The sequence below is a fragment of the Pseudoalteromonas arctica genome, from assembly GCF_012927645.1.
In the GTDB taxonomy this organism is placed as follows: domain Bacteria; phylum Pseudomonadota; class Gammaproteobacteria; order Enterobacterales; family Alteromonadaceae; genus Pseudoalteromonas; species Pseudoalteromonas arctica_A.
Genome location: NZ_JABBMT010000027.1, coordinates 17,527 through 33,234, shown reverse-complemented (window position 1 = coordinate 33,234; position 15,708 = coordinate 17,527). Strand labels below are relative to the sequence as shown.

Below are 15,708 nucleotides of genomic sequence, written 5' to 3'. Positions count from 1 at the left end.
ATCCTTATAAATACTTTTGCCAAGCGCGACTGGCGCTGTCGATTAATTCGTATACGTGTTCAAACGCTTCTAGACTTTGTCTGTAAGGATCGGGGATTTCTTTATCACCTAGCCATTTACCCAATAAAAAAGTTTTGCCACGTGCTTCTGGGTAGCGGCTACAGAGGTCGGTTAAATGGCGTTGTTCCATCACTAAAATCACGCTATTTTGTGCAACTAGGCTTGATGTTAACTGCTGGCCTTGGTGCTCATCCATGTTTATACCATTAATCGCAGCAATCTGCTTTGCTGTAGCATCGGCAGATTTACCTTCAAGTGCGGTTAGGCCTGCCGACGATACTTTAATATTTTTGCCCGCTAATTTACTTTTTAAAACGTATTCAGCTGTTGGGCTGCGACAAATATTACCGGCACATACCACTAAGATAGAATCAAACATTATATCTCCTAATTAGTGCCCAAATCATCAAAACGCTCAACCGTCGCAATTGATGGTAATAACAAACTTATTACGCGATTCCATCGAGCAAGCGGTGCCGATGTTACATAAACAATATCGTGGGGTTGTAATTCAAATTGTTCAGCCAGTACTAACGCCGCTACATTTTTTGCATGCAACTGATATACATCGGCAATCACGCCATCGGTTTCTAAGTTGCGTTTACGCAGTACAAACACACCATTCGCATCAGCGGTGTTTTCGTTTAGTCCACCTGAATTACTGAGTGCTTCTGCAAGGTTTAAACCATAACGGTTTACATCAACTGAGCCCGCTTTTTTAACATCACCTAATACAAATACGCTTTGTAGATCGTTACGATTAACGTGCACTATATCGCCGTGTTGTAGTAAACGGTTTTGCGAAATATCGCCATGCGCATAAAAATCATCAAGCTTGATAATTTCTGTTTTATTACCACGAGTAAAAGTAACTGTACGCCAGTCTGCCTCTTTGGTTAAACCACCGGCTTTATTTAATGCATCAATTAAAGTTAATGGAATTTCGGTTACAGGGTATACACCAGGCTTAGTTACTTCACCAGTTACGTAAGCTTTTTGGCTACGAAAACCAACCACTTTAATATCAATTTGTGGGTCTTCGATCACACGACTTAACCGCTTCACCAATTCGCTGTGTACTTGCTGTACTGTTTTACCTGCTGCCTGAATATTTGGTGCATAAGCGTAAGTTATGGTGCCATCTGCTTGCACGCGGAAACCATCAAATTCAGCGGTACGTTGTACGGCTGCTGGTATGGTTAATTCTGGGTGATCCCACACACCTATGGTAAGTACGTCACCTACTCCTAGTATGTATTCGTAATCACTAACATTTAAACCATCAAGGCTCGAAGGTGACTTTACTTTTTTACGAGCTTGTTTTTGCTGATAAATTAAAGATGAGTCAATAATTTGAATATTTACTTTTTCAAGGTCTTGTTCAAGGTTTTTTGTTTGTTCACCCGATTCGATTCCTTCGAAATGGCTACCGGGGATGATTGTACAACCTGTCATTGTTAGCAACGTGAGTGATGCTACAAGTGTCTTACAGCTTAGCGCCATTGTTTATTCCCAAAATAATATTAAATTCTAAAACTTTCAGCTTATTTTTAAATATATTGCTGTTATTTTTTGCTGGCTAATTAAAGCATGGCTACCTTTGCTTCGCAAGGTTGCTTGCACGTTTACTGTGCAAGCAGTTAACTTTTTTGTTAATTTAGTGTTCTAGGTTCTAAACATCTTGCTTGCCTAGTCCTTAGGACACGCTTCCGCCCCTAGGTTACAGTTCCTACGTTCTGGTGAATCCATCAAGTTGTGAGGTTCTAGATTAATCAGCTTTAAAACAAAAGGTGACAGGTTAAAGTCAATGTCTACAGTATTTATACTATTAAAAAGTTCGCGGCTAAAGCCAGCTCCTAGATTTTAGGAGCTAAGCCCTAGTACCTTTAACCTTACTCCTAGCTAACCCTTTTTAATTCGCGATTATCTACGCTCATTTCTATTTGTTTATTGAGTAGGTTGACTAATAATATACTGCGCATGTCGCCGTCTGACTCTTTAAATATTGCTTGTACGTCTTTAAATGAGCCGTTATTTAGGCACACTAAATCACCCGGCTGAGGCAAGTTATTACTATCTTGAGCTAGCTCTAAATTTTTTAATTCTTTGATAAGTTGTTCTGGAACTAATTGATAAGATGCGCCATACGACACAAAACTACTGATACCACAGGTATTTTTTACCGCAGCAAAGTTGCCGGTGTGGGGATTTAAGCGAACAAATAAATAACTAGGAAACACCGCAGACTGCTTAAAAGTACGACGACCTTTAATTAACTGCTGTTTTTGTAGCTGAGGAAAAAAAGCTTCAATCCCTTGGTTTTGTAAATTAACTTGGGCACGAGCCTCTTGCCTTGATTTACAAAATAATAAGTACCAACTATCCATATCAATCCTTAAAACACTGACTTCTCTAACTTCGATTACTTACACCTGCAAATTGAGAGTGGAGATTATACGCATTTAATTAGGGTACTGTCTATATAAAATAACTTGAAAGCTATTTACGCCTAACGTGTGTGTAACAGTATTTTAGAACGAATATTGGATAGTCACGGATTAGCCTGTTACGAACATGGCTATGCATAATAGCTCTTTGTAACCACCTTAAACCTAATTTTTTTATTAAAGGGTGATAGTAATCTGCTTTAATGGAAGATTGCTCAATAAACCCGCCACATGTAAAAAGTTGGCATGCGTTATTTGCTTTTTGACTATATTCAACTAAAAAGTGCTCTTGATATGGCGTTCCCATACCTACAATTACTATCTCTGGCTTGCATTGATCTGCCTGATTAATTACTTGCTCTCGATGCTGCTCGTTTTCAAAATAACCATGATGTGTATAAACAACGTTCAACCCTGGGTACATTTTTTCAAAGTTACTCTTTGCAATATCTACGAGCCCAGGCTTGGCACCTATAAGTACTACCTTTGCTTGTCTTTCAGCAGCCTGAGCTAAAACTTCTGAAGCAATAGATGAAAAATCAAAACTAACCCGATCAACCTTATTTTCGTGAAACAGATTATGGAGAGTTTTATGTAAAGAACCATCTGATAATATTATATCCATAGCTTGAATTAGGCTGGGCTCAGCACAAAGTACATTATATGAAAAGGGATTTACAAAAGTAGTTAAAGTAAACTTTTTATTCCCATTAATTTTAAGCAATCTATTCAACTGCTCCTTTGATCTAACCTTGGAGTCTAACTGCTTAAAAGACTCTTTCACTATTTACCTCTTTAATTTTAAACTTTCTAAATAACTCAAAAAGCTGGAAAAATGCCTCGCTTTTTTCTGCATCGGCTTTTGACAATGAGCTTATACAATGTAAGTCACTACGTAATAGCTTTAACGTTAATATAGCTGTACTGTAAACGGATAATGCGAACTTAAACGGATTATCTTGCTGATCACTTATTATGACTTCAATTGGTAAGCTATTTATTCGCTCAATTACAAGCACACTTGCTTGAGTGTTTCTTTTAATTAAATCTAGCCGCTCCAAGCTCCGCTTTATAGACTCTCCAGGGTGGTACTTTACTACAAGCGTTTCAACCTCAAGTCTATCAGCTTCTTTTGCTAATCTAATTAAGTGAGCGTCTTCTTCAGCTTTTGATAAGGCGTTATACTCTGTTATTGGCTGAGTTAAAAGTAGCGCAGCAGGTTTGCAGATAGGTTGCTCTGAAACTGCACTCCTTACCTCATTAATAACTTTGGCTGAAAAAGATAAGTGAATTTCTTTTGCTTGGTTTGCATACTTCACTAACTCTTTACTTAAACAATACCTACCATCTACACGATAATGGCCAATTCCGGTAACGTTTTTCAAGGCCCTGCCTAGTAGTAAGCTTGAAAATAGCTTCATAGCTAGTTTTTTTTGAAAAGTGACTTCTCTAATGTTATCCATATAACTGGCTAAACCGTCATCAAACAAATAGATCTTTTCAGGCTTTATTATGTGAGCAACTACTTGATTTTCTAGTTGATAATCATTACCCCAGAATAAAAAACCGTTATTCAATTTTTTTAAATTTTTGATCTTTTTTTTGTAGCTGTATGCTGCCTTTTTATCTATAACTGGTAGTTCATATAAATCACTCCATAAACTATGCTCCAATAATAAAGAGGAATGTATCTTATCTTTCTCATAACTTATTAAAATACAGTTATGAAGCCTATCACCAGAAATAATTGATTGCGCGAGTAATAAGTGAAGCTGAGTATTAACAACAAAAATATTCTTATGCATTTTTTATAAAACCTATAAATTTTGGCTCTTTTAAAGCAAAAAATAAAGTTAAAATTAAATGGAAGCACCAAGACCCAACAAAGAAAAGTGCTACATAATATGCTGAAAATAGATTTAAGCTATATATAATCATTAACCCAAGTAATAAAAATGTAAATGAAGCCATTGATAAAGCTGAAATCAGGTAATTGCGTTTTTCGTAAAATAAAACAGCACCAACTACTGAAACCATAACTTGTAAGCAGTATCCCACACTCACCAATTGCGCTATTTGTATTGATGACTCATAAGATACTGGAAAAAAGACATCAACAATAAAAGGTAATAACAAAGTATAACTAAGACTAACAACTGCAAAACAAGCAATAACTATAATCGTTAACTTCCTTGCTTTTGCATTTACCTGACTCTTAAACGATGCAAACAAAATTGGATTTAGTAACTTTATTAATATTGTATTCAATAAGCCAATCACAGCCCCTAATTGAAAGCCTAACGAATAAGTTGCCATAACCGAAGTACCCAGTATGGTAATAATTAAATACTTATCAACATTTACCCTAGCCCATCCAAATAAAGAGTTACCTATTAAAGCTTTAAAGTGTTTTATGTAGCGTTTAGATGAGCTCATCTTAGAAAAGTAAATAAGGCGCACATTACTCGCATCTATAAAAAGCAGCAAAAGTGTTTGAAATAGATGACTCGATAAAACCAACAAAGCATAACCTTGCCAGCTTGAAACATTAAAATAATAAGCTAAAAAACCCAATACGACATAACAAAAAACAAACGTTAAACTAAATTTTGCATAAGATATATATTTTTGCTGACACTGTTTAAAGGTGAGGTAAACCTGAGATGGTTGAGCAATAATACATGACAAACTAGATATAAAAAATACATAAAAGTAATCATAAAAATAGTAAGCACTTGATATAGAAAAAAACAAAATTGATAACACAATAAAAAACAATATGTTAAAAACCATAGCAGACTTAATTTCGTATACAATACGATGTTGGCGAGTAAAATAGCCTACAAGGATAAAGTTGTTTAATATTGCAATGTATAAAGCTGAAAAAAATATATAATTAATTAAAAATAGTGCATAGATGCCAAACTCTTCAAGTGTTAATGCATCCGTAATGACTGGCAACAGCATTAAGCCAATCAATTTTGTTAAGCTTTCGCTAAAAGCAAGAGCTAGCGGGCCTTTGAGTTTATTCATATTTGTTTTTATTTTTTGACGCTAACACGACCAATGATAAAGCAAAGGTCAACAGCATAGTGGGCGCTTGAAAAATATTATGCAATGAGAAAAGCAAATATTGCGCACATAAGTACAAAAAGATTAAAAACCAGTTGGGGTTTATTGCTTTTATCATATATATAAATAGCATTAACTGCACTACAATAAAAAAGATACTGTAATCATACCAGAAGCGAAGTAAGTCAAAATGAGTTATATGGCCAGTTAACTTTTCTGCGGCACCGCCACCGAACCCCCCAATTAATGAACGATCATATAGGTCAACTAAAATCATCAAGTACCAAGTCAGTCTTGTACCTAAAGACCCCCCTTCTAAATCTGCTGTTGATGCAAATCGCAAAGAAGAAAGTGCTGACATTGCAGCTGTTATCTGGTCTATTTTTAAAACAATAATACCAACAATACTAAGTACTAACATCAGTATAATAGTTTGCAAAACTTTGTTTTTACCAAATGTACGGTACAAACTAAAAGAAAAATAAACGATTAATGATAGTACTGCCCCTCTAGTTCCTGAGAGAAGTAAAAAAGTAACACCTATACTAAAATAAAATACTTTATTGAATTTCCCTAAGTCACTTTCGAGCAATGTGATTAGCATTAAACATGCTGTTCCACCATAGATAGAAGCGGCTAACTGCATTCCTGTAAACCTACCTTCATGGTCAAAATTACCTAGAACAACTGCTAAGAAGTTAAAAACCACAAAGTAAATAAAAAAACTAAGTTTTAAAATAGTATTAAATTTCAGCTTTTCTGTTTTTTTAAAATAATAAATAACGTAAAAAATAACAATAAAATAGAAATTATAGAATATATCTCGGATAATTTTACCTAATTCAAAATACCCCAAGCTATAACCTAAAAGAATCACTGATAACACCAGTCCAAATGCAATGCTATACACTTCTTGAGGCTTTATCGAATTTGACAAATTGAGGTAATAACTTCTTAAATATAAAAAGCAATGTAAACTGAGGATGATAAAACCAATAAAAAAATTAAAGCTTCCCGTTTCGGTATAACTAGGTTTTACAACTTTAAGAATACCATCAAACCCAAAAATTACCGCCATTAACGATAAATACAGTAGTATGTTTGCATTTAACTTAATATTTAAAATTTGCTCTAGTAGCTTGTGTTGAGTAGCCATAAGCTATTTTTTTAACTTTATGATGGTTTCAGCAACTAGAAAATCTAGATAGTTGTCGATATCAACAGAATTTTCTGTATCCATAATATACGGGTAGTAGTCTTGTTCTAAAAATAGCTTGTTTTCTTTTAATAGCGTGTTTTTTTCAATTAAATAAATTGCGCCATTTAATCGGTAGTAATTAGGTAAATCTTGGGAACGAGCATTTGATAGCTTGCTTATAAATTTATTAAAATCCCCTTCACCTGTCAAAGGTGTCGACCAAAGTGGGGAGTGCTCACACTCAGTCATTGAAACAACACCTTTCGCCCGTTTTTCTATATATAGCGTTATTGCATTGTCAATATCAAGCGAAGTACGCAACGGTGACGTTGGTTGTAATAAGCACACAACATCGAATTCACCAAGCTGCTTTGAGTGTTCAACTGCATGAATAAGCACATCAATTGAAGAAGCCGTATCAGAGGAAAGTTCCGCTGGGCGCTCTAAACTGTAGGTATTACTATATTGTTCACTAATACTTAAAACTTCTGGGCAATCAGAAGTAACCACTGTCGTGGTAACTAAGGTTGAGTGTTTAATTGCTTCAAGTGTATGAGCAATGAGTGGTAAGCCATCTAATAACTTAGTATTTTTTTTAGGTAGCCTTTTACTACCTGCTCTTGCAGGTACTACAGCTAAAACTTTTGACTTCATATTCCTAACTCATAGATATCTGACTGTGCTTTATTAAAATCATCGTGGCGCCCAACATCTAGCCAATATTCATGAATCGGAAACTTTAGTGTTTTACAACCCACCTTTTGTTTTTGCTCAAACAGTGTTGGCATATCTAAATGCTCATTATTAGGTAATGACTCGATAATATGGTTAGAAATTACATAAATACCAGCATTTACGAAATACCTGTATGTTGGCTTTTCTACAATATTAGTAATTTCGTGACCAGTACCTTCAATCACACCAAATGGTACTTTTATTTCATAGTCACGCACACACATGGTTGCATCACTTTGCTGTTTTACATGAAAGTCGAGAACTTTGGCAAAATCGACATTTGTTAAAATATCGCCATTGATCATTATTAGTGGTTCTTTAGGCAGTGATTTAGGTAAGAGTGATAGCGCCCCCCCTGTACCTAAAGGCGTTGTTTCATGAATATACGTAATTTCAATACCGAAGTTGCTACCATCGCCAAAATGATTCACTATCACTTCAGGTAAATAATGTATAGAAATATAAAATTTATAAAAACCATAGTTTTTAAAATTATTAATAAGGGTTTCTAACATGGGTTTACCACCCACTTTGAGCATTGGTTTGGGGCAGTGATCTGTAAGTGGTCTCAATCGGGTACCAAAGCCTCCTGCCATAATAAAAACAGGGTTTTCACGCTTATCAACAACCAACGTATCGTACAACGTTTTTAAACCAACTAACTTTCCTGAGTCGTCAACGATCGGGAGAGATAATATCTTACGCTCTTGCATTAGTGTTTTTAATTCAGCACTACTTAAAGAAACGTTAGCACTTGTTGGATTATTATTCATTATTGTGCTGACTGGAGCTGATAATTCAACACCCTGTAAAATTCCACGACGGATATCACCGTCAGTAACGATGCCTACAAGTGTGTCGCAACCAAGTACTACAATAGCTACACGAAGTGCTTCTTTATCTATAATCTCAAGCACTTCACGGATAGTTGTGGTAGGGGAAACAATTACTTTTTGCCAATTTTTTATCATAAATCACCTAGCTCTTTAATCTTTGCACGTTCACCATATGCTATAGAGTTTTTTGGTACTGATTTAGTAATATTAGCCCCAACCCCAACAACTGAATTACTACCTATACTTACATTATTAATAACACTACTACCTGTTGCTATGTGTACATTGCTTTCGACTTTAACTTGTCCGCTTAACGTAGTACCGGGCGCTAGATGGCTATGAGCGCCAATAGTGCAATCATGGTCAACGGTTACAGACGTATTTACTATCGTATTTTCACCAATTTCACAGCCAATATTAATTACTGCGTTATTCATAATTTGTGCACCTTTAGCCACTACGGCATAATCTGACACTAACGCTGAATCTGCAATAACTGTTGCAAATGTATAACCTAACTCGCTAAAACGCTTATACACTTTCTGTCTTAGCGTTTGTCGCGGCATTGCCCCAATTCCATTAACGAGTAACACCCCATCAGCTTCAAACGTAAGTACATCATCATCCTGCAAGTAATGCTCAACAGTATCAAAAATCGCATGCCCCGCTATAATATCCGGCGCAACGACACCTAATAAAGGTTTGTTTTGTTTAATTAATATTTCAGCAAGAGCTGCTGCATGCCCGCCGCCGCCGATTATCAAATAACCAGGACTACTCATTAATTAAATCGCCGGCTTTATAGTTTTTTCCACTTGGTGTATTTAAGTAATGCCAATATTTTATTGGGTTTATACCATTTCCAGGGCGCTTTACAGTAAGGTTACCTTCTTTAAATAATTCACCAGCAGCAATGCTATTTGCTGCGACAAGGCTTTTACGCGCAACGCTTTTATTTTTTACTTCAGATGGACGCGGCCCTTTAATGCCATCTCCCAGTACTTTTTCAACCGTACGAATCCCATCAACCATCGCTTTTAATTCAATTGGATCAAGCGATGCTTTATGGTCGGGTCCTGACAATGTTTTATCAACAGTGAAGTGTTTTTCTATTAATACAGCGCCTTTAGCTACTGCAGCTACTGGTACAATTATGCCTTCACTGTGATCTGAATACCCAACTGCTAGTTTAAATGCATTTTTCATTGTATCCATTGCATTTAGATTTATATCGTCAAAAGGCGCTGGGTACTCTGTAGTGCAATGCAACAGTGTTACTTTTTCATTAAGTAATTTTTTGCCTTCTTCACTAAAATAAGTGGCTTGCAGTTGTTCATCGGTCGGGTTCCCATGCTTATTTAAATATCCAAATGCGATCACCGATAACACTTGCTCTATTTCTGATAATGTAGCCATACCCGTTGAAACAATAAGGTCACACCCTGTTCGAGCATGCTCTAACACTAACGGTGCATTTGTGATCTCACCCGATGGCAGCTTTAAACGTGTTATTCCGAGATCATCAACTAAAAATGAAAGGCTTTCTGAATCAAAAGCCGTTGATAAAAATTCAATACCCAGATTTTTACAATATTTTACGAGCTTGTGATGTGATTCATAGCTTAATTCTAAACGTTTCAGCATTGAGTACTGTGATTCTATTTGACCACTGTTAGTTATTTGATACTCAGCTTGCTGTGCATCTTCAGTTACTAAATTTTTAGCTTTAAACGTCTGAAACTTAACAATATCTGCGCCTGCTTTATGAGCCGCATCGACAAGAGCAAATGCTAATTCGTCGCTGCCATTATGATTAACACCAGCTTCTGCAATAATTAAGGTCATGAAGTTACTCACTTTAGATCGTAAAAAGATTTACTTGGCTCGAATTTTAGGGTTTTCAACATAGCGATTGCCTGCTCACTTGCATTACCTGCACCATAAGGATTCGTTATTTCTTTCCCTGCGACTTTATAGTCACCTTGAAGAGCGCTGACTATAGCCGCATTTATTGCTGCTTTTGTAGCATCACAATGCAATACGCTTTTAGCCGCTAATCGCCCTTTTTGCCTAACGCCTATATTTACTGTTGGTATATTAAATGACGGCACTTCGATTACACCACTTGATGAATTACCAATGACTACTGAAGCATGTTTAACTGCACTTAAATAACGTTTTTGGCCAAGTGATGGAATTACACACACTCTTCTTGGCTGCTGCTCAGCGTACTTTTCCAGGAGTGGTATTATACGACGACCACCATCATCTGCATTAGGGTAAGTTAGAATAACCTGATGCTCTGGAAATTCATTTAACGCTTCAAGTAAAGCATTAAAGCTTTGTTCTGGCTGTTCATCACCTAAAGTGACTGGATGATAAGTCACTAAAAAATATGGCTGGCTAAGACGGAAGCTTAAAGAATTCGCAATTTCATCGACTGTCATAAATTCACCACGCTTCAGGTGGTCTAGTCCTATCGCCCCGATATTTCTTACTCGTTCAGGTTGTTCCCCTAATTGAATTACACGCTGTTGATATTCTTTTGTTGATGTACCATGCAAGTAACTCAACTTAGTAATAGCATGGCGAATTGCATCATCATATGCGCCTTCTGTAATTTCTCCTCCATGCAAGTGGAGAATCGGGATACGTAAAATCATTGCCGTTTGTGCTGCTGCCAATGCTTCAAATCTATCACCTAAAATCACAAGTGCATCAGGCTTTAAACGGTTTAGTGCATCAGCAAAACCAAGCACTCCTAACCCCATACTTTTTGCTGTGCCTACAGCCGTATCAGAAGAAAGTAGAATTTCTATTTTTTCATCAATAGTGAATCCGTCTTGCTCTATTTGCTTATAAGTTTCGCCAAACTCAGAAGACAAATGCATACCTGATACTAATAACTGTAAAGTTAGTTCAGGATCATTCTTAATATCTTTTAAGAGCCAAAAAAGCAAACCATACTCAGCGCGAGTACCTGTAAAAACGGCTATTTTCATAAATCTATACTCTACCTAAGCTTTTGATTGGTGAGCTTGGGATATTAATCAAGTGACCTTCAATAAATTCTGAATAAGAAAGATCGCCTCGTAGCGCATTTTTAAACATCGCTAAGCGATGCATCAATTGCCAGATTGGTCTGGTCATAACACCGTTCAAATTGGTCTCTTGTAATAATTTTTCGCGAGATTGTTGGTCTGGACAAATGATAGCATTTAGCCAGTAATTTGATTTCGCGTAGGGTGGTTCTGTAAAAAATTTATAGTCTGAGCCATTAAAAAAGTCGCTATACAATGATGCGAGGCTGCGCTTATTTTCAATAAAAGCAGGTAAACTTTCCATTTGTGCACACCCTAATGCCGCATTTAAATTTGGCATACGGTAGTTAAAACCCGCTTCATCATGATAAAACTCATAAGGGTGTGGAACTTTTGCCGTTGTAGTGACATGCTTGGTGTGTTTACCGGCATCTAAAGTTTTACACAGCACCATACCACCGCCACCAGTAGTAATAATCTTATTACCATTAAAGCTTATAGCGCCATAATCTCCAAAAGTACCTGTATGCTGACCTTTATAAAAAGATCCTAAGCTTTCTGCGGCATCTTCAACTAAGCAAATTTTCCACTTTTCACATACTGCGACAAGCTCATCAAGTTCCACAGGGTGGCCAAATGTATGCATTGGAACAACCGCTTTAATACGCTGCTTTGTAGCTTTATGAACAGGCCCCGTTTCGGTTAATACGGCGTATTCATCTAAAAATAACTCTAAAGCCTTCGGACATAACCCCAAACTAATAGGAGAGACATCCACAAAAGCAGGCTGAGCGCCCATATGATGTAATGCATTGCAAGTTGCAACAAATGTTAGTGCTTGAGTAATCACAATATCATTTGCTTTAACTCCAGCCATATATAGTGCGGCATGTAATGCTGCTGTACCATTTACCGTAGCAACAGCTTTAGCTGTAGCAGTGTAACTTTCAATATGTGCTTCAAAATTGTCAACAAACTTACCGACACTAGATACAAATGTGCTATTGATTGTCTGAGCTACATATTGCTGTTCATTACCCGTAAACGTGGGCGCATGTAATGGAATAAATTCATTTGTTTCATAGAGTTCTTTTATAAATGAAATCAACTGCTTTGTCATACTCAATAGCTCTCTTACATTTTACTGTCTAAGTACTTGCCTGTTTCTTTATGACCAAAGTTGGGGAGCATGGCGAAAAACAATTGAACAATTTGCTCTTTTGTCCAAGCTCTGTCAGCTTTTAACTCTGAAATAGTCTGTTCAAACACTGATAGTAATTCAGCATTGTATTGCGCTTCATTTTTAATGATGCCAAGATTTTCGAATCTATCCATGTTTAGTGTTTCATGATCGGTGAAAAATTCTTCAAAATCTTTTTCACCCGTTGTATCACTACTCGTAAACAAACATGGCCACTTTCCTTGCGCAGGTAATGTCTTAACTAACTCTCGAGCTTCATCTTCACTTGTACATAAATGAGGTTCGTAACCTTTTTCAGCAAGGTACTTAACAGCAATATCAGCAAACGTTATTAAGTGCAGTGATTCACTCAGCTTGGGAAAGAAAATATCGCGATTTTCACCAAAAATACACGACATTAAGCATAATTCACCTGATTCCTGTGGAATCACAAAATAGCGTTTAATGTCATTTGGAGCGACGATTGGTTGTTTTTTCTCTATACGCTGATTGAAACCATGTAACAATGAACCATCTGAAAAGGCAACATTTGCAAATCGCGCTGTAGATATTGAAATCTGCTCGCTCTTGCGCATTAAAAACATTTCCATGATACGTTTTGATGCACCCATCATATTGACAGGGTTAGCTGCTTTATCTGTAGAGACACAGAAGTACTTTTTAACACCCGCGTCGATTGATTGTTGTATTGTTTTATCTGTATTGAATACATTTACATCAATCATTCGCATTAATGTGTATGGGTCTTTTTCACTGCGGACATGTTTTAAGGCTGACAAATTTAAAACATAGTCATATTGCCCATCTGCTTTAATAAATGCATCGTACTCAATAGACCCTATATCTAACGCAAATGTTTGAAAATCACCATTTATATAACCAAACGAACTACGAATATCTCGAACTAGCTCAACCATGTTGTTTTCACTTATATCAACAACATGTAGTTTTTTAGGATTACGTTTGAAAATTTCTTTGGTGACAGCTTGACCAATAGATCCTGCACCACCAAGTACTAGAAAACGAGATTTGGAAACTTTTTCTGATAATACTTTTTCAGCTTTAATTATATCATCTATAAAAAGTAGTTTTTCACGACCAATTAGCTTTAATATTTCCATCTATATAACCCCCTTTTGAATAAGCTTAAAAAACTTAATTACGGTCCAAGCTCGTTTTATTACAAATGCGTAAAGTAAAAATAGACTTGCTATGATGATTAACAGATAAAGCTCTTTCATTTGAGTTACTTCGCCATAAATGCCAATAGACAATATAAATAGGGCAGAAAAAGTAATAAAAGCTAAAGCTTGACGAGAAGAAAAACCAGCTTTCATAAAAATATGGTGAATATGATCTCTATCAGGTTTAAATGGTGATTGACCTTTACTTATCCTTCTAAACATTATTGCAACCATATCCATCAATGGAATTGCAACGACGTAAAGAGCAAAGACAGGTCTGACGATAGGCTCACCAAGAGATGTTTTCTGACTTGAATAGACTAGCGCCCAAATAATAGCTAAGCCTATAAGCATTGAACCAGCATCCCCCATAAAAATTTTTAGCTTTTTAAATGGGTATACACCTAAATTAGCCAAGAAGAAAGGTAGTAATGATGCAATAAATATAATTGAAATGTAACTAGAAAAGTGCATATTTTCATAACCTAAAACAGCTATTCCCGTAAATGACACTATTGCCAAAGCGCCTAACAGTCCATCAATCCCGTCGATCATATTGTAGGCATTTATAGCAGCTAGAATTGCAATGAGAGTAAATACGACACCAAACTGCTTAATATTTATTTGGCCTAGTGAAAATAAGTCCCCTAGATTAGTTATGTAATCACCTAAAGCAAAAATTAAAATTGACCCAACTAAAAATTGCCCTATCAAGCGAGAGCGAACGCTTAGATCATACTTGTCATCAAGTACACCTATAAATACTATAATTCCAGCAGAAATAACAAATAATATTACCACTTGATTTAAATCAGAGCATAAGATTAAAGAGGTTACAACACCAAAGAAAACTGACATACCACCAACAAGGGGAACTTCACCTTTATGTAATTTTCTTGTGCAAGGTCGATCTACCAAACCTAGTTTCACTGCGAATGAGTTAAGTAATAATATACTGATGTACGTAGACACAAGTGCAACTAAAACAGGACTATACATAATATCTAAAACCTTTAGTTACCTTAAAGCTCGGATGAAGACAACGATACAACTTATTCCCCCCCCTAAAATAAAACCAAAAATACATAATAGAGCTCTTCTAGGAGAATACTTTTCTTCAGCAATTACCGCTTTATCTATGACTTTAAATGCATAGTTTTCTTTAACCTTTGTAAGCATCTTCTTTTGCACTTCTTGATCTATTAGATTATACAGTAAGATCTTTAGATCAGAATTATCAGATTCTTTAATTGCTTCTTTTAAAAACTCGATACTTCTTTCTGTCTCGTTTGCTGCATCCGCTCGTAACTTTTCATCAATACTTATAATTAATTGGGTTGCAACTCGCTCAGCAAATTGAGCTGAAACATGCTTAATTGTGATCCGTACAAATCCAGTTTCTTTATCTTTATCTACTTCTAATAATTCTTCCATAAAGTAAATATATGCTTCGAGTAAACTTGGTTCAGCCTGCTTAATAGTTGAACTTTCACGTACCCATTTATTATTGACATGATCGTATACTTCATCATCATAGATATATTGGTTAGTTGCATAATCCCAACTCTTAACACCTAGCAGCTCTACTTTTAGTTGATTCTCATTAATAAAATTCATTAAAAAAGTTCTGCTTTTTAATGTCGCAATCGCAAGATCTGTTTTATCTGATTGCCCGCCAAGGTCAATACCAGCTATCGACGCTAGGCTACCTAATTGAGAACCTAAACCTGCTAAATTAGTATCTTGTTCAACTATAGGCATTAGCAATACATCTGACTTATATTTATTGGGCAGATAAAGTGCCAATATTACAAACGCAATAGATACTAGCCCTGTAATTAAGACTACCAACCACTTGTCGTTGAATAACCTTTTAAAAAAATCACCCACAGTTATTTCATGAGATTTATTAACCATTTAAATTAACCTGTTAT

The 15,708-nt window shown here is 36.0% G+C and carries 16 protein-coding genes; all 16 read right to left on the bottom strand.

The features are described 5' to 3' along the window. Positions 1-4: 4 nt before the first annotated feature. Positions 5-439: a low molecular weight protein-tyrosine-phosphatase gene (locus HHO47_RS14715; protein WP_169020977.1), complete on the bottom strand. Its 435-nt coding sequence runs from the start codon at positions 437-439 to the stop codon at positions 5-7. A gap of 8 nt (positions 440-447) precedes the next feature. Then, a complete protein-coding gene (locus tag HHO47_RS14710) occupies positions 448-1,563 on the bottom strand; it encodes a polysaccharide export protein (protein ID WP_169020976.1) in 1,116 nt (371 codons plus the stop codon). A gap of 395 nt (positions 1,564-1,958) precedes the next feature. Continuing rightward, entirely contained in the window at positions 1,959-2,447 is a 489-nt protein-coding gene (rfaH, locus tag HHO47_RS14705; RefSeq protein WP_169020975.1) for a transcription/translation regulatory transformer protein RfaH, read from the bottom strand. A gap of 112 nt (positions 2,448-2,559) precedes the next feature. Then, on the bottom strand, positions 2,560-3,291 hold the full coding sequence (locus HHO47_RS14700) for a WecB/TagA/CpsF family glycosyltransferase (protein ID WP_169020974.1): 732 nt from the start codon (positions 3,289-3,291) through the stop codon (positions 2,560-2,562). Next, the gene (locus HHO47_RS14695; RefSeq protein ID WP_169020973.1) at positions 3,275-4,312 is read right to left on the bottom strand and encodes a glycosyltransferase family 52; all 1,038 of its coding nucleotides are present in this window, start codon (positions 4,310-4,312) and stop codon (positions 3,275-3,277) included. The genes HHO47_RS14700 and HHO47_RS14695 overlap by 17 nt, the downstream gene beginning before the upstream one ends. Further along, the gene (locus tag HHO47_RS14690) at positions 4,305-5,540 is read right to left on the bottom strand and encodes a lipopolysaccharide biosynthesis protein (protein ID WP_169020972.1); all 1,236 of its coding nucleotides are present in this window, start codon (positions 5,538-5,540) and stop codon (positions 4,305-4,307) included. Before HHO47_RS14690 ends, HHO47_RS14695 begins: the two co-directional genes overlap by 8 nt. Then, positions 5,533-6,735, bottom strand: coding sequence for a hypothetical protein (locus HHO47_RS14685; protein WP_169020971.1), 1,203 nt, complete (start codon positions 6,733-6,735; stop codon positions 5,533-5,535). Before HHO47_RS14685 ends, HHO47_RS14690 begins: the two co-directional genes overlap by 8 nt. 3 nt (positions 6,736-6,738) lie before the next feature. After that, positions 6,739-7,431: a cytidylyltransferase domain-containing protein gene (locus tag HHO47_RS14680; RefSeq protein WP_169020970.1), complete on the bottom strand. Its 693-nt coding sequence runs from the start codon at positions 7,429-7,431 to the stop codon at positions 6,739-6,741. Continuing rightward, positions 7,428-8,483: a nucleotidyltransferase family protein gene (locus HHO47_RS14675; protein ID WP_169020969.1), complete on the bottom strand. Its 1,056-nt coding sequence runs from the start codon at positions 8,481-8,483 to the stop codon at positions 7,428-7,430. Before HHO47_RS14675 ends, HHO47_RS14680 begins: the two co-directional genes overlap by 4 nt. Beyond that, positions 8,480-9,130: an acetyltransferase gene (locus HHO47_RS14670; protein WP_169020968.1), complete on the bottom strand. Its 651-nt coding sequence runs from the start codon at positions 9,128-9,130 to the stop codon at positions 8,480-8,482. Before HHO47_RS14670 ends, HHO47_RS14675 begins: the two co-directional genes overlap by 4 nt. Next, positions 9,123-10,193: an N-acetylneuraminate synthase gene (neuB, locus tag HHO47_RS14665; RefSeq protein ID WP_169020967.1), complete on the bottom strand. Its 1,071-nt coding sequence runs from the start codon at positions 10,191-10,193 to the stop codon at positions 9,123-9,125. Before neuB ends, HHO47_RS14670 begins: the two co-directional genes overlap by 8 nt. An 8-nt stretch (positions 10,194-10,201) precedes the next feature. Then, positions 10,202-11,350, bottom strand: coding sequence for a UDP-N-acetylglucosamine 2-epimerase (neuC, locus tag HHO47_RS14660; RefSeq protein WP_169020966.1), 1,149 nt, complete (start codon positions 11,348-11,350; stop codon positions 10,202-10,204). Positions 11,351-11,354: 4 nt separating this feature from the next. Next, complete coding sequence (locus HHO47_RS14655; RefSeq protein ID WP_169020965.1) at positions 11,355-12,509, bottom strand: LegC family aminotransferase; 1,155 nt, start codon at positions 12,507-12,509, stop codon at positions 11,355-11,357. A gap of 14 nt (positions 12,510-12,523) precedes the next feature. Next, positions 12,524-13,711, bottom strand: a complete 1,188-nt coding sequence (locus tag HHO47_RS14650; protein WP_169020964.1) for a UDP-N-acetylglucosamine 4,6-dehydratase — start codon at positions 13,709-13,711, stop codon at positions 12,524-12,526. Continuing rightward, the gene (gene wecA, locus HHO47_RS14645) at positions 13,712-14,773 is read right to left on the bottom strand and encodes a UDP-N-acetylglucosamine--undecaprenyl-phosphate N-acetylglucosaminephosphotransferase (protein ID WP_169020963.1); all 1,062 of its coding nucleotides are present in this window, start codon (positions 14,771-14,773) and stop codon (positions 13,712-13,714) included. An 18-nt stretch (positions 14,774-14,791) separates the two neighbouring features. After that, positions 14,792-15,691, bottom strand: coding sequence for a Wzz/FepE/Etk N-terminal domain-containing protein (locus tag HHO47_RS14640; protein ID WP_169020962.1), 900 nt, complete (start codon positions 15,689-15,691; stop codon positions 14,792-14,794). Positions 15,692-15,708 lie beyond the last annotated feature (17 nt).